Origin of the sequence: Jeotgalibacillus terrae, from assembly GCF_016908195.1 — a bacterium.
Taxonomy (GTDB): domain Bacteria; phylum Bacillota; class Bacilli; order Bacillales; family Jeotgalibacillaceae; genus Jeotgalibacillus; species Jeotgalibacillus terrae.
In genome coordinates, this window is record NZ_JAFBDK010000008.1 from 128,974 (window position 1) to 147,120 (window position 18,147).

General features: G+C 45.2%; 25 protein-coding genes. 6 read left to right on the plus strand and 19 right to left on the minus strand.

What is annotated here, in order from left to right; genetic code table 11:
* Positions 1–5 precede the first annotated feature (5 nt).
* The gene (locus JOD21_RS10075; protein WP_204729499.1) at positions 6–563 is read left to right on the plus strand and encodes a hypothetical protein; all 558 of its coding nucleotides are present in this window, start codon (positions 6–8) and stop codon (positions 561–563) included.
* An 18-nt stretch (positions 564–581) separates the two neighbouring features.
* Here the strand turns inward: JOD21_RS10075 and JOD21_RS10080 are convergent, their stop codons facing one another.
* The 6 genes from JOD21_RS10080 to JOD21_RS10105 form a co-directional block, all read right to left on the minus strand.
* Positions 582–1,283, minus strand: coding sequence for a GDSL-type esterase/lipase family protein (locus JOD21_RS10080; protein ID WP_204729500.1), 702 nt, complete (start codon positions 1,281–1,283; stop codon positions 582–584).
* Positions 1,284–1,373: 90 nt separating this feature from the next.
* On the minus strand, positions 1,374–1,652 hold the full coding sequence (locus tag JOD21_RS10085) for a hypothetical protein (protein ID WP_204729501.1): 279 nt from the start codon (positions 1,650–1,652) through the stop codon (positions 1,374–1,376).
* 9 nt (positions 1,653–1,661) lie between these two features.
* Entirely contained in the window at positions 1,662–2,051 is a 390-nt protein-coding gene (locus tag JOD21_RS10090) for an RDD family protein (protein WP_204729502.1), read from the minus strand.
* Positions 2,051–2,488 (minus strand): DUF1801 domain-containing protein, encoded by a 438-nt coding sequence (locus JOD21_RS10095; protein WP_204729503.1) that lies wholly within the window; start codon positions 2,486–2,488, stop codon positions 2,051–2,053. Before JOD21_RS10095 ends, JOD21_RS10090 begins: the two co-directional genes overlap by 1 nt.
* A gap of 185 nt (positions 2,489–2,673) precedes the next feature.
* On the minus strand, positions 2,674–2,889 hold the full coding sequence (locus tag JOD21_RS10100) for a hypothetical protein (RefSeq protein WP_204729504.1): 216 nt from the start codon (positions 2,887–2,889) through the stop codon (positions 2,674–2,676).
* Between the two features lie 35 nt (positions 2,890–2,924).
* Positions 2,925–3,968: a DUF2332 domain-containing protein gene (locus JOD21_RS10105; RefSeq protein WP_204729505.1), complete on the minus strand. Its 1,044-nt coding sequence runs from the start codon at positions 3,966–3,968 to the stop codon at positions 2,925–2,927.
* 150 nt (positions 3,969–4,118) lie between these two features.
* Between JOD21_RS10105 and ltaE the strand changes: the two genes are divergently transcribed.
* On the plus strand, positions 4,119–5,144 hold the full coding sequence (gene ltaE, locus JOD21_RS10110) for a low-specificity L-threonine aldolase (RefSeq protein ID WP_204729506.1): 1,026 nt from the start codon (positions 4,119–4,121) through the stop codon (positions 5,142–5,144).
* A 135-nt stretch (positions 5,145–5,279) separates the two neighbouring features.
* Here the strand turns inward: ltaE and JOD21_RS10115 are convergent, their stop codons facing one another.
* Positions 5,280–6,758: a DHA2 family efflux MFS transporter permease subunit gene (locus JOD21_RS10115; RefSeq protein WP_204729507.1), complete on the minus strand. Its 1,479-nt coding sequence runs from the start codon at positions 6,756–6,758 to the stop codon at positions 5,280–5,282.
* A 119-nt stretch (positions 6,759–6,877) separates the two neighbouring features.
* Here JOD21_RS10115 and JOD21_RS10120 point away from each other — a divergent pair, with 119 nt between their 5' ends.
* Positions 6,878–7,417, plus strand: coding sequence for a TetR/AcrR family transcriptional regulator (locus JOD21_RS10120; protein ID WP_204729508.1), 540 nt, complete (start codon positions 6,878–6,880; stop codon positions 7,415–7,417).
* A 153-nt stretch (positions 7,418–7,570) separates the two neighbouring features.
* Here the strand turns inward: JOD21_RS10120 and JOD21_RS10125 are convergent, their stop codons facing one another.
* From JOD21_RS10125 to JOD21_RS10160, 8 genes are all read right to left on the minus strand, one after another.
* Entirely contained in the window at positions 7,571–9,019 is a 1,449-nt protein-coding gene (locus JOD21_RS10125; RefSeq protein WP_204729509.1) for a protein adenylyltransferase SelO, read from the minus strand.
* Between the two features lie 81 nt (positions 9,020–9,100).
* A complete protein-coding gene (locus JOD21_RS10130) occupies positions 9,101–9,718 on the minus strand; it encodes an HAD family hydrolase (protein ID WP_204729510.1) in 618 nt (205 codons plus the stop codon).
* 107 nt (positions 9,719–9,825) lie between these two features.
* Positions 9,826–10,173, minus strand: coding sequence for a carboxymuconolactone decarboxylase family protein (locus JOD21_RS10135; RefSeq protein ID WP_204729511.1), 348 nt, complete (start codon positions 10,171–10,173; stop codon positions 9,826–9,828).
* 111 nt (positions 10,174–10,284) lie between these two features.
* Complete coding sequence (locus JOD21_RS10140; RefSeq protein WP_204729512.1) at positions 10,285–10,575, minus strand: DUF5316 domain-containing protein; 291 nt, start codon at positions 10,573–10,575, stop codon at positions 10,285–10,287.
* Between the two features lie 21 nt (positions 10,576–10,596).
* Positions 10,597–12,261, minus strand: a complete 1,665-nt coding sequence (locus JOD21_RS10145; RefSeq protein ID WP_204729513.1) for a DUF2207 domain-containing protein — start codon at positions 12,259–12,261, stop codon at positions 10,597–10,599.
* A gap of 138 nt (positions 12,262–12,399) precedes the next feature.
* Positions 12,400–13,005, minus strand: coding sequence for an NUDIX hydrolase (locus JOD21_RS10150; RefSeq protein WP_204729514.1), 606 nt, complete (start codon positions 13,003–13,005; stop codon positions 12,400–12,402).
* Positions 12,987–13,502: an NUDIX hydrolase gene (locus JOD21_RS10155; RefSeq protein ID WP_204729515.1), complete on the minus strand. Its 516-nt coding sequence runs from the start codon at positions 13,500–13,502 to the stop codon at positions 12,987–12,989. The genes JOD21_RS10150 and JOD21_RS10155 overlap by 19 nt, the downstream gene beginning before the upstream one ends.
* Positions 13,495–14,028 (minus strand): histidine phosphatase family protein, encoded by a 534-nt coding sequence (locus JOD21_RS10160; RefSeq protein ID WP_204729516.1) that lies wholly within the window; start codon positions 14,026–14,028, stop codon positions 13,495–13,497. The genes JOD21_RS10155 and JOD21_RS10160 overlap by 8 nt, the downstream gene beginning before the upstream one ends.
* Positions 14,029–14,197: 169 nt before the next feature.
* Between JOD21_RS10160 and JOD21_RS10165 the strand changes: the two genes are divergently transcribed.
* The 3 genes from JOD21_RS10165 to JOD21_RS10175 are packed head-to-tail and all read left to right on the plus strand — an operon-like array spanning position 14,198 to position 15,812.
* A complete protein-coding gene (locus JOD21_RS10165; RefSeq protein ID WP_204729517.1) occupies positions 14,198–14,623 on the plus strand; it encodes a DMT family transporter in 426 nt (141 codons plus the stop codon).
* 11 nt (positions 14,624–14,634) lie between these two features.
* Positions 14,635–15,312 (plus strand): Crp/Fnr family transcriptional regulator, encoded by a 678-nt coding sequence (locus tag JOD21_RS10170; protein ID WP_204729518.1) that lies wholly within the window; start codon positions 14,635–14,637, stop codon positions 15,310–15,312.
* Positions 15,312–15,812 carry a DMT family transporter gene (locus JOD21_RS10175; protein WP_204729519.1) on the plus strand — a complete coding sequence of 167 codons (501 nt, stop codon included), beginning with the start codon at positions 15,312–15,314 and terminating at the stop codon, positions 15,810–15,812. The genes JOD21_RS10170 and JOD21_RS10175 overlap by 1 nt, the downstream gene beginning before the upstream one ends.
* 50 nt (positions 15,813–15,862) lie before the next feature.
* Here JOD21_RS10175 and JOD21_RS10180 read toward each other — a convergent pair whose 3' ends face one another.
* From JOD21_RS10180 to JOD21_RS10195, 4 genes are all read right to left on the minus strand, one after another.
* Complete coding sequence (locus JOD21_RS10180; protein ID WP_204729520.1) at positions 15,863–16,321, minus strand: hypothetical protein; 459 nt, start codon at positions 16,319–16,321, stop codon at positions 15,863–15,865.
* Between the two features lie 15 nt (positions 16,322–16,336).
* Positions 16,337–16,540, minus strand: coding sequence for a hypothetical protein (locus tag JOD21_RS10185; protein ID WP_204729521.1), 204 nt, complete (start codon positions 16,538–16,540; stop codon positions 16,337–16,339).
* A 78-nt stretch (positions 16,541–16,618) separates the two neighbouring features.
* Positions 16,619–17,122 carry a GNAT family N-acetyltransferase gene (locus JOD21_RS10190; RefSeq protein ID WP_204729522.1) on the minus strand — a complete coding sequence of 168 codons (504 nt, stop codon included), beginning with the start codon at positions 17,120–17,122 and terminating at the stop codon, positions 16,619–16,621.
* A gap of 4 nt (positions 17,123–17,126) precedes the next feature.
* Entirely contained in the window at positions 17,127–18,113 is a 987-nt protein-coding gene (locus tag JOD21_RS10195) for a glutathione S-transferase family protein (protein WP_204729523.1), read from the minus strand.
* Between the last annotated feature and the right edge of the window lie 34 nt (positions 18,114–18,147).

The window sequence follows — 18,147 nt, forward strand, 5'->3', positions numbered from 1 at the left end:
CATTTTTGGATGACAAAAAGATTTATATCCTGCTGACAGATACAGGAACTGCTTTTACCAAAACAATTAAGCGCTATACTAAAGCGCCCTATAACCACTCTTCTTTGTCCCTTGATAAAGAACTGATTCAATTATATAGCTTCGGACGCAAAAATCCTAATAACCCCTTTAATGGCGGTTTCGTCCAGGAAGATGTGCTGAAAGGAACCTATAAAAAATTTCCACATACAACATGCGCTGTTTACGAAATGACAATCACTACCCGTCAATACGAAAAAATAAAGAGAATGATTCGTTTATTTCAAAAAAAAGACCGGAACACGATTTATAATCTGCTTGGCGTCCTGGGTGTTGCTTTTAAAGAGCCCTTTGAGCCGCATGGGTCCTATTTCTGTTCACAGTTTGTAGCAGAGATTCTGCACCGGGCTGGTATGAGGCTGTGGGATAAACTCCCTGCCCTGGTGGAACCTGATGATTTCAGAAGGTCAGATCAAACCACATTAATTTATGAAGGGCTGCTGACAGATTATGAGCCCGTTTTAATACGCAGAAAAGCAGAGTGAACGCGCACTCTGCTTTTTCTAAAAGTCGTATTCTTCTATCATTCTGTTTGTAATTAACTCATACCCCTTTTTATTTGGATGGAGCGCATCACTAAAATATTCAGTGCTTTTTTCTTTTAAAATGCCGTCTGTGGCAATGAATTTTACGCGCGGATATTCCTCAAGCATCTGTTTACTCAGATCATTCCAGTCATCAATCACCTGCTGGATTTCTTTATTTTCAGGGTAGGGATTATATAACCCCAGAAACAGAATCGGTGCCTCAGGATTTTCCTTACGAATGATTGCGAGTATGTTTTCCAGATTCTTTTCATAGTCTGCTTTACCTGCCTGAATCCGATCATTATATAGAGGGTTGAGATCTCCGCCGTTTGTTTTGATCAGATCATTTGTCCCAATGAACATCGTAAAATACTCTGCATTTTTCAGCGTTGCTTTCACGTCGTCATCCTGCAGTTGAGAAAGTAACCCGTCAGTCTGCTGACCAGGAATGCCATAATTATAGACTGTCAGCGGTTCCTCACGATTATCATTTATTACTTCTTCAAGGTTTTCAGCATACCCGGCTCCTGACTGATCCCCTATTCCATACGTTAGTGAATCTCCAAGCGCCACCAGTTCCTCACCGCGTTCAGGTGTATTGTGATCATAGATCCATAGCCCGCCGGCTCCCGCTGTAAGAACAGTCAGTGCCAGAAACGCCAATTTCATTTTACTCATCAGAAAAACCTCCTAAAGGATATGAATTCCCCGGGAGGCCTTAGTCAAACTTCTATCTTCACTTTGTCATCTAAAAGATATTTAATCGTATCAAAATACAAATATAATCGTATACAAAATCACTGCCACATTAACGACTGTCAAAATCGTTGCAATCGTAGTAAGAAGGTTTCTTTCCTCACCGCGAATCACTGTAATCACCATAAATATGACACAAGCCGGGGTCAGTACAACAATGGCAAGCATCATCACACTTTCAAGGTCCATACTGATCGTACGGACAGGCTCAAGCAACAGCATTAAAATCGGGACCAGTATACTTAATCCCAGGTAAACCCCGCTCATCCATGTCCGGTTTTGATCTCTCACGTCAGTCTCCTACCTTTCGTTTACCACAACAGCTGCATAACGGTCATGCGCCATGCTTCTGCCGTCTGTCCCCACGTAATCTTCTTTATTTTTCATATACTTAAATCCGCCAATTGTATCACGGTAAACCATCCGTTTTAATAGCTGTTCAGTTGTGAGCGGAAAGCCATCTTCACTTTCAAGTTTCAGCCCCATTGCCTTGTAGCCGACTGTCTGACCACAGCTTTTAAGCTGCGCCAGCTCTAACCCCCACATAACTGCAGTAGGTGTCACCAGGGCATGAAATGCTTCGTTTTTAACTTTCTTTCTGAGTACGTATTCAACACCCGCTGTTACCGCACTGGATACCGCCAAATCAATTAAAATTGCTTTAAATCTTCTTTTCTTAACGTCTTTCATTAATTGTCTGCTCCTTCCGCCGGATACATTTTTTGTAAAAATTCAATCGATTGTCTGATCAAATCCTTTAATACATCAGTATGTACATCATCAAGCTTATTGATATACACACATGCTTTACCCGAAGTATGCTTCCCCAAATCCTTCAGCAGCGCTTCCCGCTCAGGATCGCCCGTCGCAAAATACAGACTGATCTTTGCTTTTCTTGGTGAAAAACCGACAAGCGGAGCATCGCCTTCATGGCCCGTTTGATACTTATAGTGATAAGAGCCAAATCCTATAATACTGGGTCCCCACATTTTTGCTTTATAGCCTGAGGTCTCTTCAAAAATGTCCAGCAGTCTGTATGAATCCTCACGCTTTTTCGGAGATTCTACAGTCTCAATAAATTCAATTACACTGCCATCATGCTCTTTTGTTTTCTGTTCATAAGTCATCACCTGATCACCTCACATTTAAAATATAGCATCGGGCCATTTACGCCTGAAAGTTTCCCGCCTTCATCGCCGATTTGATTAAGTTTGCTAATGATTCTGCGTTCAATTTCTTCCCGGTTATTCGACCTTGTCTCAACAGACTCGATTCAGTATTCAAATTTTTTCATCTCTTGACATGCTCCTGATTATTTTATTCTTCTTTTTTGTATCAGCAGATATCCGCCCTTATAGAGCGCAATCAATCCGTTTACAGATGATGCAATCATAATAATATACAAAAAGAGTGGAACAGAGCCATCACCCACAGGACCGATTCTTTCATCAAAATGAGTGAAATAAATCAGCTGCAATGCTAATCCGGTCATCAGTATCCCGCCAATAATCAATAACCAGCCACGCATCTGTATCACTCCTTTACTTTTATACGTGCCGGCTGTTAAAAAGATTCAGTGCCCTGCCATTTTTCAGCATGCCACTCAAACCACCTGCCATGCCCATCTGTCTCACCAATTAACTGACTGGTCCGGCGTCCATTGACAAACAGATCAACGCGGAGCTTGCCATCAGTGATGTTATTAAAAATGTGTGCAGTATCTCTTTGTTCACCGAGCGCTTCGACCTTTTCCATTAAGTCCTCTCTGACATGTGCAGGCATCTGGTTCGCTACATGCGTGTGAAAAATGCACAGCAGGCTGTCCTTATTCATCTGTTTCGCCAGTTCAGGCAACAGACTGACACCATTTCCTTCTACCAGGCGTGGAGGATTTTCCCTCACGATCATTGAAGCGCGGTCAAAATTGCCTCTTCTTTCATGATGCTCAGGCCAAATCAATGCCTTCAGCCACAGGCGGTCATCCTCGTCTGTAAGATCACTGACATTCAGATCTACACCAACTCTCTCAACAACAGGAGGCACGTCTCCCGGCAGCACAGGCAGACGGCCGTTTTTTACTTCAGCGGTCAGCACCAGTTCAGCATTTTGATTCCCATAAGTTTTTCCGTGATAGGAATAGCCATACTGATCCCATAGCAGCTGCAACCCTGCGCTTGTCCCAACCTCAATCAGCGACAGCGGCTTTTTCAAATCCTGATGTAATGACGCAAATACAGGATACAAATAAGCACACCTTCTTACTTCATTCGTCTGCACGCGACGCGTTTTTAAAAGTTCACGGATCTGTTCATGGTGTGTCAGAACAAACTCTTTAAAAGCCGGAAATGCCTCCTGTCCCGTTTCTGCACGCTTAGTCAGACTAGGATAGAACGCTCTCAGCGCGTGATGCGTTTCTTTCATCAGTATATACTGAACAGCCCCGAATAAAAGGTTCGGTACCGGCTGCCCTTCGTTCGCACCCAGACAGACTTCAAGCACCTCATCATCCTGTGAAATACGCAGAGATAAAGCTTTATATAAAGGACTGGACCCTTCACACTGTTCCATTGCAAATTGCTTAAATTCCTTTGAAAGCTGGCTTTTCATATACGTCCTCCCATTCTCCCCTTTTCATTCATTTACTTCTATACAGCACAAACGAAATCCTGCATATGGAAATTCATGTTCTGATCACTTGCCCGAACTGGTGTTACAGCGTATCCTAAAAAGCAGAGAATTCGTTCAGGAGGGGTATACATGATTGATTTGCGCAGTGATACAGTAACAAAACCGGATGAAAGAATGAGAAAAGCGATGTACGAGGCAGAAGTTGGTGACGACGTATACGGTGAAGACCCGACAGTTAACCGGCTTGAAGAAATGGCAGCTGATCTGCTCGGAAAGGAAGCTGCACTCTTTGTCACAAGCGGCACACAGGGAAACCAGATCGCAGGACTTGTGCATTGCAGACAGGGTCAGGAAGTCATTATGGAATCGCAGGCACACCTGTTTTTATATGAAGCAGCTGCCATGTCCGCGCTTGCAGGCGTTCAGATTAAAACACTGGAAGGTAAGCGTGGTGCAATGAACCCTGCTGAGGTCGAAGCAGCGATTCGCGGCGCGGATATCCATGAGCCCGAAACCGGACTGATCACACTTGAAAACACGCATAATAAAGCTGGCGGTGCAGTCCTCCCGCTTGAAAATATGAGAGACATTCATGAGATTGCCAAAAAGCATCATATACCTGTCCATTTAGATGGGGCAAGACTCTTTAACGCTCAGGCGGCCACCGGTATTTCAGTAAAAGAATACGCGCAGGATACCGACACGGTTCAGTTCTGCTTATCAAAAGGGCTCGGTGCACCGGTCGGGTCGATCATTGCAGGATCACGTGACTTTATCAAGCAGGCCCGCAAATGGCGCAAACGCCTTGGAGGCGGTCTCAGACAAGTTGGCGTCATTGCCGCACCAGGCATCATTGCCCTCAGTGAAAATGCTGAACGTCTGAAAACAGACAACGCCAACGCGAAAAGACTGGCTGACGGCCTGCTGAATATTGATGGGGTTGTCATTGATAATGAAGTGGAAACAAATATTATCTTAATGAACTTATCTGACTCAGGTATGGAAACAGCAGTGTTTCTTGAGCAGTTAAGAGATAATGGCATTATTGCCGGTGGATTCGGTCCCGGCATTGTCAGGTTTGTAACAAATAATGGCGTTTCTGAGGAAGATATTGATGAGACACTTTCTGTTGTGGAAAAAATCGTGCGTGGTTGATGGTTGAGGGTCTTATATGGCTGCGCGGAGGTCGTATCACACTCCGTGATAGCCGTCCCAACCCGTGCCACTAACCAATCACAGCTACAGAACCAAAAAGGTGTCCGGCACTCAAGCGCCGGACACCTTTTTATCTTATGAAGTCATTCTTTTCTCTTCAACAGACTCCGCTTCCACAGCATCTTTCCTTCTTTCTTTCAAAAACAGCACCAGAATCCATCCTACAAGTGCCATCCCTGTTGCGACTGTGAACGTCAATCCGTAACCTGAGTACAGCGCATCAGCAGATACAGCGGCTTCAAGCTGTTCAGCACCAAGCCCTGCATAATTAGACATATCAGGTTCAAAGTTCAGTGAAGCCTGCGTCATAATCGTGATCAGAATCGCTGTACCGATCGCAGCACCTACCTGCTGCATCGTATTTGCCATCGCAGAACCGTGTGCATTCAGCTTTGCAGGAATCTGATTTAATGCGTGTGTCATCACAGGCATCATACCAAATGACAAGCCGAACATCCGGATTGCATACACGACTGTGATCGTCGTAATTGATGTCGTGGCATCAAGCGTTGTGAAGAAGAATGTTGTCACCACAACGATCAGCATGCCTGGGATCGCAAGCTTTTTCACACCAAACTTATCAAACAGAATACCTGTAATCGGAGACATAATTCCAATTACAATTGCACCAGGAAGCAGCATTAATCCCGAATCAAGTGCAGTCATGCCTCTCGCTGTCTGCATATACATCGGCAGAATCGTTTCTGCACTGATCATCGCAATAATCACAAATACTGAAACCGTTAAGCCAAGGGAAAAATCTCTATTTTTAAACACCCTGAACTCAAGAAGAGGCGTTTTAAGACGAAGCTGCCTCAGGATAAACAGTCCAACGATTATGAAACCTCCTGCCACACAGGTGATGACCAGGCCATCATCCCAGCCCCGCTCAGATCCTGCACTAAAACCATACAGAAGACCGCCAAAGCCAAGGGAAGACATCACAATCGAGATCACATCCACTGACGGATTGGTCTGCTCTGTTACGTTTTTAATAAAAATAAATGCCATAATCCATGTCAGAATGGCAATCGGCAGCACTGCGTAGAACAGCATGCGCCAGTTATAATACTCTACTAGAAATCCCGATAATGTCGGACCGATTGCCGGTGCAAATGAAATCACAAGCCCCATAAGCCCAAGCGCAGTTCCGCGTTTTTCAACCGGGAAAATATTCAGAAGGACGGTCATCATAAGCGGCATCATCACGCCTGAACCCATCGCCTGAACTATCCGTGCAACAAGCAGCAGCTCAAATGAATCTGAAAACGCAGCTACTGCAGTTCCAAGTACAAATACCGTAATGGCTGTAATAAAAATCTGTCTTGTTGTAAATTTGCCGATAAAAAACGCTGAGATCGGAATCATGATTCCATTCGTCAGCAAGAATGCGGTTGTAAGCCACTGCACCTGATGCGCGCCAATATCAAAATGCACCATAATCTGAGGAAGTGCAGTTGCAAGAAGTGTCTCATTCAGTAATGCAAAAAAGGCGCCCATCAGCATGACTGCTACCATCGGGCCTTTACGTATATGCTGAAAAGATTCGGTCATTCGAATCACCCTTTCTATAGATAAAAATCACAAACTTTATCATAAAGGATTCAATAGTGGTTTTGAATGATCAATTTTCATATAATGTACAGATAAACGACAGTGTAGGAGATATGTCTATGAAAAAAGAAGATTTGCGCGTGAAGAGAACAAGGAAACTCCTGTTTGATTCCCTGATCCGTCTGCTCAACAAACCCGGCATGACATTTGAAGACGTAACCGTTCAGCAGGTCTGTGAAGGAGCAATGGTTCACCGGTCAACGTTTTACTCACATTACACGGATAAATATGATTTATTTACGGTTGAACTGGGCAGGCTTGATGATGTGCTCAATGAAACAGAACGTGCTGTCAGGCTCACAAAGCCCTTCAGTATTATGCAAAAGCTTGATTACCTTGAAGAGCTTGAACATGTTTTTCTTGCTAACCAGAATGACACCTATCTCGCAAACCGGCTGCAGCAGGCTTTTAAAAAGAATATTGAGCGTGACCTGACACTATTGAGTGAAGAAGCAGGCAGGTTAGGTGTACCGCTTGAGCTGTATGCAGAACACCATGGCAGCACCGTTGCGACACTCCATATGTGGTGGCTCAGACAGGAGAAGTCAATTACAGCGGAGGAGATGGATGTGTATTTTGAGCGTTTGATGCGGGGGTAAGTTCGGGATGGGGTTCATGAGATAAACTTTTATGTTCATGAAATTACTCGTGCTGTTCATGAGATTTTCCCCATGGCTCATGAAATCGTGACAAAAGACTCACTCTATATCCACACAAAAAGCTGCCCCTCACAGGCAGCTTTTTACCTTTAATCATGTTCCGCAAAATGTCCGGTAAGGCCCTGCATCAGAATCCGGACCCTCGCAGTAAGGCGTCTGTTCATCACTATACGCATAAGGATCCTTTAACACATTAAGCAATTTGTGCATAACACTCAAATCATCACGCTCAACCGCTGCGCTGATCGCCTCTTCCACGCGGTGATTCCGCGGGATAACGTTCGGATTGTGTGCCTGCATGACCTTCCGTACCTCTTCAGGCGAAGCATCCTGTCGCTCAAGGCGCTTATTCCAGCGAGCGAGCCATTCGGCGAACTCCTCACCCTGAATCGGCACTTCACCGAGCGTCAGTTTTCTGAATGTATTCGTAAAATCGGCTTTATTCTTATGCATCAGGTTCATAAGCTGCTCAATCAGCTGCTCATCCTCAGTCCCTTCATTGATCAGACCAAGCTTTTGACGCATCCCGCTATGCCAGGCATTGAAATAAAAATCTTTATACTGATTCATTTCATGCTGGGCAAGTTCGATCGCTTTATCCTGATCATCGTGTAAGACAGGCACCAGACTTTCAGCAAACCGCGCAAGATTCCACCCGCCGATATGCGGCTGGTTCCCATAAGCGTAACGTCCCTGCACATCAATTGAGCTGAAGACAGTTGACGGATCATATTCATTCATAAATGCACACGGGCCGTAATCAATCGACTCACCACTGATCGTCATATTATCCGTATTCATAACACCATGGATGAAGCCGACGTGCTGCCAATTTGCAATCAGTTGAGCCTGCTTTTTCATGACTTCCTGCAACAGTCCCACATATGGATTTTCCGTTTCTTTCACATGTGGAAAATGCCGGTCAATTGCATAATCTGCCAGTGCTTTCACGTTTTCTGCTTCTGTCAATCTGACGGCATACTCGAATGTACCAACCCGCAGATGACTTGATGCCACACGCGTCAGCACTGCCCCGGTCAGCATTCTCTCACGCATCACAGTCTCCCCGGTAAGTGTGACAGCAAGACTTCGGCTGGTCGGAATCCCGAGTCCATGCATTGCTTCACTGATGATATACTCTCTCAGCATCGGTCCAAGCGCCGCGCGTCCGTCTCCTCCGCGTGAAAACTTCGTGCGGCCAGATCCCTTCAACTGAATATCCTTTCGCTCTCCGCCTGGCGTAATCTGTTCACCAAATAGCAGCGCACGCCCATCACCAAGCATTGTGAACTGACCAAATTGATGACCTGCATAAGCCTGTGCGATCGGTTTTGATCCTTCAGGCACTTCATTACCTGCAAGGATGTCCTCTTCATCTTCAAGTACTTCAGGGTCCAGTCCAAGTTCTGCTGCGAGCGGTTCATTCAAAACGATTAACTCAGGGCTCGCGACAGGATTTGGCTCCATCTCCGAATAAAAAATCTCCGGCAGCGTGGCATATGTCTGTTCAAGCTTCCATCCTGCTGTTGTTCGCTGTGTCATCGTATATCCCTCCTCTGGCTATTATCTCCTGATTTCAGTGTAACATGCCGGGGATCGTTTTACGTTTCAAAGGACTGAGTGTTAAAAATGCCTTTTCAAATCAGCCAGGTTTTCAATTTCATATTCATAATCACCCACGTCACCAAATCCATACTTTGCATATACAAATGGCACACCCGCTTTGCGTGCAGCATCACGGTCACCCTGAGTATCACCAACATATACAGGGTTCTCCAGTCCATTCCGTTCAATCACCAGCTTAATGTTCTCGCCCTTTGAAAGCCCGGTTCTCCCCGGATTTTCAAAATCATCAAAGAACCGGTCAAGTTTATGGTATTGGTAAAATGCCTCTATATAACCTTCCTGGCAATTACTGACGATGAATAAACGATACTTTCCAGAAAGATAAATAAGTGTGTCTTCAAGACCCGGATACAGCTCCCCGCCGTTTTCTGCAACATACGGAATTTCAATTTCAGTCAGATAATCCATTACTGACTTCTGATCTTCTTCACTCAGTTCAGGGAAAAAGATTTGTGAAATCTCGTGCATCTGCTTACCCATCGTCTGCTTCAGGTCATCAAGCGTCAGTTTTTTATTCACTTTCGGATGTTCATCAATGGCCCTGTTCCAGGACGTCAACACGGTTTCCCGCGGGTCCCATAATGTTCCGTCAAGATCAAAAATAATACTATCCATCTGTCATTCCTCCAAAAGAGCTTTTGTTTGGGTTTACCCGAATTACTACCATCATATGTATGGGCATGAAAAAAGCCCGGCAAACATCTAAGCTGCCAGGCCCTTCTTTACCGGTTACGGAACTGATTCAGCAGTTCCAGCCCCATCGTCACACCATGACTCATCGCAGACCCGCCGCCGTAAGCAGCTGCAACCATCATCGTTTCATGGATCTGCTGGTCGTTACAATCATGTCCTACACATTGATCCATATGGTAAGCGATGCTTGATTCATCTCCATCTTTCACTGCAATCGCGAGTGCAGTCAGATGCTTTTGTGCACGGTCAATTTCTCCGCTCTCGAATGCTTTTCCAGTAAAGCGATTATACTCGCTTACTGCCTCCGGTAAAGCATCATGCACCTCTTCAATCCCTTTTCTGTAGCGGTCTAAAATCTTCTCTCCATTTAAAGTCATCATACCACTCCTTCACTGATTTCAATATTATGCCATTCCTTCTAGAAAAGGTGGTTAAACAATTGAATGTGTTCAGGAAATAGGATGACCTTCAGCGTCTATCTGTATACTTTAATGAATTGAAAAATATAATAGCCCTGCAACTATCAGGTTCGGTAAAGCCAGTAAAGCTGAAGCCTGCGTAACCTTTATCCGGTCCCGCCGTCCTTCCTTAGTCTCGGTGGCAAAGTTCGCTCTCATTTCCCTGCCGCTCGCCATTGCACCTGAAGAAAACATCGACACGACCAGAAACAAGATACCAAGTCCTGCAGGAATCGTATAAATTTCTTCAATTCCCCAGATGATCCATGACAGCACAAGTCCCACCAGTGTGAGACTACTGCCGATACCGAGTGCTTTCATCCAATCACCCCTTATATTGTCTTAAAACGCGCCCGATCCACCGCCGCCTCCACCAATACCACCTGCAGATCCAGTGGAGACACTTGAAGAAGCGCCAGTACTTGATGCAGAAGCGTTGGCTGCGTTGAAGCCCGGTGAGATCGCAGTAGACAGCAGCATAATCGTTGCAATATCAACGGTGTTTGGACTGAAAGTAGGCGTTGCACCTGCAAACTTCTTTTCAACCGGACCGGAAATTTTTTCATCCTGGGTACCTAATCCGTATAGATAGACACGCATCTGCTCATCCTTTGTCCATGTGTCCTGCATAGGATTCTCCTTGATATGGTGCCATTCCCTTTTGACCATCATCCCCTCAAGTGTCCGCGGATAATAAACAAACGCGAAAGTCAGCGCTGCACCTAACAGAAAAATGGTGAAGAACAGCCCTGGCAGTAATTCAAACAGCGGAAATAAAATCAGAAATGGAATCAGCAGTGAACTGACTGCAAAAATCAGCGTTCGCTGCTTCTTCACATTCTTCATCAGATCATGTGATTTCACTTCTTCTTTAATTGCCGCACGCCAATCTGCTTCGTACTTTCTGTAAGCCTGCTGATTGGATTCTTTAGAAGCGTACGTTTCCAGTTCTTCCACTGTGAATATTTCGCCGTTACCGATCTCATCGAAAAGCCATTGAATTAAAATCAATTCGTGGTCCAAAAGGCCATGTCGGCTGACAACCCGAAACTCTCTTTCCGTTACCTGAACCACTTTCCCTTTTCGTACAAGATCAAGCAGCGCTGTACTCAGCGCATTCCCGGAAAACATATGATGATAATTATAGGAGATCGTTGCCATCAGCGACATGACTTCACGTGGCGCTCCATTCAGCGGCAGTTGTGCATCCGCCTCGCTTTCAAGCTTCTTACCTCTGATGACAGCTCTGATCCACATGATTGTCAGCATAAGCGCATGAAGAGAAAGCAGAGCTATTCCTATATACATGATCCAGCCGCGTGTTTCTGCAAAGGCGGCAGCCTCTTCTGCCTGGCGATCTATTTCGCTGATCAGTTCTGGACGGATCTCCCCACCTGTCCCTGCTGCAGCAAAAATCTCTGCATCCCATGCTGCACGGACATCTGCATTTTCACCACTTGAGACAGAACCCATATTGAATGTGACGACACCTGAAGATGCGGTTTCAGCTGTTCCTTCAGCTTCATCATAACCAAGCGCAAGCACATCCTGCGTCGGGGAAGGCGGCGTTAATGTAATGGTCATGTTTTCATAATCAGACTCATTTTCTTCACTGAAAAATGGCCAGTAAAACTCCCCCATGTCTTCATATACTTCTACACCGTCTTCAATGACATAGGACAATGTCACAGAAATGATTTCATCCTCACCACCACGGTAAATGCGGTAAAGATTCCCTTCCTGCTCCACCTTCAGCGAGTCGCCGTTTTCTGATGCTTGAAAATCAGTAATCGCTGATCCATCCTTTGCGATCAATTCACGGGTAATGCCATTGAATTCTCCATCAAATTCATAAGTATGTGTTTCTGTCACAGTCACATCTCCGGACTCCTGAATACGCGCATCAATATCCGTGTTTTCTATTGAAAATTCCACTGCAAGCGCCTGTCCCGGAAAGATTAGGAATAATCCGAGCAAGACAGTTATCATAATTTTTAATCCGTTCATCTCGTTCACCTCTTACATGAAATACGTACATTGAAGTGAAAAGGTTTCAATTTTCTGTCTTTACCAATCATTCCAAAAACAAATAAACATACTCATTTCTAATGAAAATGAATATGTTTATTTGTTTTAAAGTTGATTTCATCTGTATTGATCAATTCGCTCAAGCACAGTCAGATAAAATGCCGCCTGATGCGGAACAAAAGACGCCTGACTGACCATCTCGTCTACCTTCATTTTTTCTCCATCCATGACCTTAAATCCCTCTATCCTGACCTCATCACATTCACCCTTACAGAGACTGCGAAATGCCTCAAAATCAGTTCTGACAATACCGGCTACTTCATCCTGTTCAAGCATAAAATGTTGATCTGTAAAAGCACCCTTCAAAAGAAACGAATGGGCAAATTCACGGTCAATGAACCCTTTTCTTTCAGCAACACATTCAATGACGCCAAGAGACTGAAGCTGCGCGAAAGGAACCCTGATGCCAATCTCTTCTTCCATCTCTCTAATCCCGTCTTCAACTGTCTCACCAGCAAGCAGGTGACCAGCTGCAGTGATATCCAAAAGTCCGGGATAATCTTTTTTCTCTTCACTCCGCAACTGAAAATAAAGTGAATCTTCCTCCACCAGCCAGCAATGAAACGTTTCATGCCAGAAGCCTTTTTCATGTACCTCTGACCGCATTTTTTCACCTATGTATTCATGTTGCTCATTAAATATGTTTAACCGTTCTGATTCCATGGGGCCTCCTCAGACTGCTCAACTACCCGCCATTCTTTGTATACAACCGGTTCCGCTGAACATTGTTTGTTTTTGATCCAATTGAAGGCTTCAATCACTAAAGGTGATGCCTGATCCTGTGCAACCTCTTCTTCCGATATCCATGACGTGCCTAGCGCGTCCTGTCCATCAAACTGAATTGGCGCAGCAAGCGCACCCTCAACCCGTTCCACCTCATAAAATACCGCGATATGGTGAACGTGAGTGTGCTGTTTCCATGACCAGGGAAGCTTAAAATCTGCTGTGCCGATCTGGTTTTTACGAATCACTTTCAACCCCGTTTCTTCAGCGAATTCACGCTGCAGCGCCTCTGTAAGACCTTCTCCCTCTTCAAGACTTCCTCCGGGCAGGTCGTACCTGTTCCGGTAAGGGCCGCGGCTTTTCCTGATCACAAGCAGTTTATCGTTATAGATATACAAGCCATATACACCAAAAGCTCTGTGCCAGGAATTATTCATGCCACACCCGCTCCACCGTCTTCTGTTCACTGTCAAACACATACACATCCGGATTACTGAGCCTCTGCCATCCACCGAATCCGAATCCAGCATCATACTTACTCAGGAAATGGGACAGGATCCCACCGTGCGTCACAATCAGCGTCGTGCCTTCCTTTTTGCTTTCAGCATCTACCACTTCAGATAATCTCTCTTCTGCCGCTCTTGCTGATTCCCCACCTTCAAACACAAGCTCCGTATCCGAAAATGATTCCTCAAGCTTTTCAAGCCAGTCCGGCAGAATGTCAGCACTCAATACTCTTTCTGAGAGCTGCGGATGGATCTGTATGTCCAACCCTTTACTTTCAGCTAATGGCTGAATAGAATCAACCGCTCTTTTGAATGGACTTGAGATCATACGATTCACTTCAATTTCTTTAAAAAACCTTATTAATGACTGTGCCTGCTTCACTCCGTCTTCTGTTAGACGTGCTTCAGGCTCCTGACCTTCAGCCTGGCAGTGTCTGATCAGATATACTTTTGCCATGATCTCACTCCCTCTTACACATTTCTTTTCAGTATACAGCATTTTTTTCCATCACTAAAAATGATCCTTTACTTCACTTAAACAATGCTTCACACTAATTGGGACATATGTCCTTTTGAAGGTGCATGCTACGTTATACAGTTGTCCTGACAGAAAGGTGGAGAAGCAAATGAAAGGTGTTCTCTTTGCACTGGCAGGCGGATTTTTTCTGACCTTTCAAAGTGTAGCGAATGCAACAATCAGTAATCAGATCGGCACCTGGCAGGCCGCTGCGATGACACAGCTTACAGGCTTTGTGCTAGCGATCATGATCGTACTTATATTAAGAGACCGCACATATAAAGACCTCGGACAGGTGCCAAAGCTGTATGCCTCAGGCGGCGCGCTTGCTGCGATTGTCCTTTTCAGTAATATCACAGCTGTGCATCTGATGGGTGTTACACTTACGATTGGTATTTTCCTTATTGCACAGCTGGTCGCAGCCATTATCATTGACCGGTTCGGCTGGTTCGACATGTTGAAAAAGAACATCAGCACCACACAGATTATTGGTGTTGGCCTGATGATTGCAGGCGTGATCGTGCTGAAGATCTAGGAGATGAGGATATGACAGAACAGCTTTCACATTATCTAAAAGAATATAAACTCGACCAGCTCTTTACCGATCCGGTCTGTAAAGAAATGAAGCTGCAGACTTATCAGGCCGGCCAGCGTTTATTTTCCCAGGGCGAACAGTCAGACAGAATGCACCTGTTAGTTGAAGGAAAGCTCAAAGTCTCTATGCTCACTCCAGAAGGAAAACGGCTGATCCTGGCATTTAAAACACCGCTGGATATCGTCGGCGATATTGAATATGTCCGGGACTGTCCATTAATTAATACCGTAGAGAGCGTCATGGAAACAACCGTGATTGAAATCCCGTATGCGATCCTCAGAAAAGAAATGGCTCATCATGCGCCATGGCTGCAATTTCTACTTGATACAGTAACTAAGAAATTTGAAATGAAGTCACATACGATGAATTTCAACCTGCTCTATCCGGTCGACGTACGCCTGGCAAGCTACCTGCTTTCGATGACGCCGGTTCAGCCAGTGATTACCTCTGCATCCCTGATTGATATCGCAGACTTGATCGGCACGAGTTATAGACATCTAAACCGTGTGCTGCAGCAATTTCAACAGGACGGATGGATTGATAAAAAGCGTGGATCAATTGAAATTAAAAATCGCCGCGCCTTACTTGAACTTGCCGGCGAAAACATTTATGAAAAGGAGGCGTTCTGATGGTTATCGGTATTTTACTTGCACTGTTAGGCGGCACGCTTGTCTGCCTTCAAAATACATTCAACGCAAATGTAAAAAAACAGGTCAGCGTCTGGTCGACGACGATGCTTGTCCTAGCACTCGGATTCCTTGCTTCATTTGCAGCGGGGCTCGCATTTGAAGGCACTGCCTTATTCAGCTTCAATGCAGAGCCATGGTTCTGGTTCAGCGGAGTCGTGGGTGTTGGTGTTGTGGCCTGCGTCACACAGGGGGTTCAATCACTCGGACCCAGTCGTGCGATCTCACTCGTCATGGTCTCCCAGATCTTCTTTGGACTCGTGTGGGACTCACTTGGATGGTTCGGACTTGAACAGGTCCCTTTCACACTGCAGTCATTTTTAGGCGTGCTCCTGATCTCAGGCGGAGTCCTGTTATTTCAGCTCGGACCTGCCCTGGAAGAAAAAGTGCGCGGACGAAAGCGGCAGACTGCTGCAAGGCGTACAGTGAAGGTGAATGGTTGATTGAATAGAAAATGCGTACCGGATTCAAACGAATCGGTACGCTTTTTCTATTATCCTGAACGGTTGCGGGAGATCTTTCTGAACTGAAAAGCTGTCACCCCGATGAATAAAGTGATAAAAATCAGAGCAGCTATACCGATTTTCATCCCGGGATCACCGTTTAAACCACTCGTCTGATATTCATGTTCTCTGTAAGCTTTGACGTACTGATCACCTGTGACTTCTACTGCGATCACATCAGCTGAATCTGTACCTGCAATCGAATAATAGTGAGTGCCTTCTTGATAAGCGTTCGAAAAGTTCCCCGAAAGTGATTCCATATCAGAGTAAGCAGTCACTTCCCCGATCTTCTCACCAACTTCTTCAACCGGTTCATCCGTGACCTGATAGACAAAACCGTCCCATACGACGAATGGATAGGCCCACGATGTGGCAAGAATACTTTGAGGAAAAAGGTTAAAAAAGAAAATGAATAATCCTATTATGGTAATGACAAGCGACTTTTTCATTCTGTTTCCCCCTTTTTATATATGACGTTCCGCTGGCTGGTTGGTTTCTTGTTTGAAAGTATTCTTTTTCCACATAATAAAACCCTTATTACCCCAAACAAAAAAGCCGTTCATCACGACTTTTTGTTTGAAACTATATAGGTCATATTTCACTTTTCTGCGAACATGGGTGGTTTTTCTTTGAACCTCACCCGGATTTCTCCGAACACCAGCGATCAAACGCCGAACATCCGGCATTTTTCTCCGAACTTACCGCCGCGACCTCCGAACCAAGACCCCGGAACTCCAACACCAACCTCAAATCATCTTCTTAAAAGCCTTCACAACAATCCCGTCATCAGCCGGAACAAAATCATACTCAGGCATCCGCTCGAAACCATATTTCCCCTGGTAAAGACCAATGGCATCATCCATAAACGATCCTGTGTGCAGCCCGATCGCATCAAATCCTTTTGCCTTTGCACGCCTGATACATTCATCAATCAGCGCTGAGGCAACACCCTTTCCGCGTGCGGTGCTGTCAACAGCAAGCACCCTGATTTCCGGATAATCCATTTCATCCACATAGCCTTCATAAGCATCCGTTTTAGCCGGAAACAATGCCACACTGCCGAGAATCACGTCATTCACCTCTGCAACGATCAGATCCACATTTTCCTGCTGATCAGCTTCAGAAGAGATGGCTTTTTTCAACGCTTCCCAATGCTCAGCCGGGACTTTTTCAATGTGATCTTCATAGGCTTTTACACGCTGCTCACGAATGAATGGCAGCTCTTCTTTTCTCGCGTCACGAATCATCATATGCTTATCCCTCCTCAAACCGCAGAAACTTATCTGACGTTCCAAGCTTCTCCCTGTCATGCGGCTCATTCCAGACGGTCAGGTCAGGCCCTTTTGGCAGGATACGCGTTTCAGACTGATCAGGATTAATGGTAATTGATACATGGTAGTGCTCTTTAATCGCATCAAATTCAGTCGTATCACCAAAACCTTCTGTCTGATAAAGATCACGCGCATAACCCCACAGATTCGGAAACTCACGCAGCAGATTGCGGTTTGTATTAAAGCCGTTATAATACGCTGCATCGAAACGGGCAAGCGTAGTATATAGTCTCACGTCAGAATCCGTTATGAAATCCCCATGCAGAAATCGGCGGTCAGCAAGACGTTCTTCGAGTGCATCCAGTCGTTCGAAAAGTGTATCAAACGCAGCTTCATACGCCTCCTGAGACTGTGCAAAACCGCATTTATACACGCCGTTATTCACTTCATGAAAAATCACTTCATTTAATTCATCTATCTCAGTTCGCAAGTGCTCAGGATAAAGATTCGGCGCATGTTCTTTATGAAATGGACGCCAGACCGTTTCAAAGTAATTCGTCATGTTAAAATAATCATTGTTCACTGCTTTTTTCGTCTGCAGATCGACCATTACCGGCACAGTTGGCCTCCCATCATAATCAGGATCAGCATTGAAATAGACGTCGCTTACATATTCAACGTCTAGAACCGGGTCACGGCCGCCTTCATCAAGTGTAAACGCCCAATCTACACGGCCAATTCTCGGGCGGAGCGGACTTGCTTTACCGAGGCTGATTGCATTTTCGAGTCCAAGCACCCTGCGCACAATCACCTGGCGATGCGCCCATGGGCATGCAGCTGACCATAATAATCTGTAGCGTCCGCTTTCAACAGGCAGCTCGCCTTCCCCGCTGCCAAACGGTGTAACAAAACGGTTAACCTGTCTTTTAAATGAACCATCCTTACTGATTTCAGCAGGCTTTTTTGACATCCAAATCCCTCTTCCCTTTTCAGAAATTTCAGAT

What these genes read in the sequence shown, in the direction of transcription:
- JOD21_RS10120 (WP_204729508.1), top strand. Translation starts at nt 6,878, where the DNA reads ATGAAAAAAGAAGATTTGCGCGTGAAGAGAACAAGGAAACTCCTGTTT.
- JOD21_RS10130 (WP_204729510.1), bottom strand. Translation starts at nt 9,718, where the DNA reads ATGGATAGTATTATTTTTGATCTTGACGGAACATTATGGGACCCGCGG.
- ltaE (WP_204729506.1), top strand. Translation starts at nt 4,119, where the DNA reads ATGATTGATTTGCGCAGTGATACAGTAACAAAACCGGATGAAAGAATG.
- JOD21_RS10145 (WP_204729513.1), bottom strand. Translation starts at nt 12,261, where the DNA reads ATGAACGGATTAAAAATTATGATAACTGTCTTGCTCGGATTATTCCTA.
- JOD21_RS10195 (WP_204729523.1), bottom strand. Translation starts at nt 18,113, where the DNA reads ATGTCAAAAAAGCCTGCTGAAATCAGTAAGGATGGTTCATTTAAAAGA.
- JOD21_RS10115 (WP_204729507.1), bottom strand. Translation starts at nt 6,758, where the DNA reads ATGACCGAATCTTTTCAGCATATACGTAAAGGCCCGATGGTAGCAGTC.
- JOD21_RS10100 (WP_204729504.1), bottom strand. Translation starts at nt 2,889, where the DNA reads ATGCGTGGCTGGTTATTGATTATTGGCGGGATACTGATGACCGGATTA.
- JOD21_RS10150 (WP_204729514.1), bottom strand. Translation starts at nt 13,005, where the DNA reads ATGGAATCAGAACGGTTAAACATATTTAATGAGCAACATGAATACATA.
- JOD21_RS10155 (WP_204729515.1), bottom strand. Translation starts at nt 13,502, where the DNA reads ATGAATAATTCCTGGCACAGAGCTTTTGGTGTATATGGCTTGTATATC.
- JOD21_RS10175 (WP_204729519.1), top strand. Translation starts at nt 15,312, where the DNA reads ATGGTTATCGGTATTTTACTTGCACTGTTAGGCGGCACGCTTGTCTGC.
- JOD21_RS10165 (WP_204729517.1), top strand. Translation starts at nt 14,198, where the DNA reads ATGAAAGGTGTTCTCTTTGCACTGGCAGGCGGATTTTTTCTGACCTTT.
- JOD21_RS10190 (WP_204729522.1), bottom strand. Translation starts at nt 17,122, where the DNA reads ATGATGATTCGTGACGCGAGAAAAGAAGAGCTGCCATTCATTCGTGAG.
- JOD21_RS10180 (WP_204729520.1), bottom strand. Translation starts at nt 16,321, where the DNA reads ATGAAAAAGTCGCTTGTCATTACCATAATAGGATTATTCATTTTCTTT.
- JOD21_RS10095 (WP_204729503.1), bottom strand. Translation starts at nt 2,488, where the DNA reads ATGACTTATGAACAGAAAACAAAAGAGCATGATGGCAGTGTAATTGAA.
- JOD21_RS10140 (WP_204729512.1), bottom strand. Translation starts at nt 10,575, where the DNA reads ATGAAAGCACTCGGTATCGGCAGTAGTCTCACACTGGTGGGACTTGTG.
- JOD21_RS10170 (WP_204729518.1), top strand. Translation starts at nt 14,635, where the DNA reads ATGACAGAACAGCTTTCACATTATCTAAAAGAATATAAACTCGACCAG.
- JOD21_RS10090 (WP_204729502.1), bottom strand. Translation starts at nt 2,051, where the DNA reads ATGAAAGACGTTAAGAAAAGAAGATTTAAAGCAATTTTAATTGATTTG.
- JOD21_RS10160 (WP_204729516.1), bottom strand. Translation starts at nt 14,028, where the DNA reads ATGGCAAAAGTATATCTGATCAGACACTGCCAGGCTGAAGGTCAGGAG.
- JOD21_RS10135 (WP_204729511.1), bottom strand. Translation starts at nt 10,173, where the DNA reads ATGACTTTAAATGGAGAGAAGATTTTAGACCGCTACAGAAAAGGGATT.
- JOD21_RS10105 (WP_204729505.1), bottom strand. Translation starts at nt 3,968, where the DNA reads ATGAAAAGCCAGCTTTCAAAGGAATTTAAGCAATTTGCAATGGAACAG.
- JOD21_RS10125 (WP_204729509.1), bottom strand. Translation starts at nt 9,019, where the DNA reads ATGACACAGCGAACAACAGCAGGATGGAAGCTTGAACAGACATATGCC.
- JOD21_RS10080 (WP_204729500.1), bottom strand. Translation starts at nt 1,283, where the DNA reads ATGAGTAAAATGAAATTGGCGTTTCTGGCACTGACTGTTCTTACAGCG.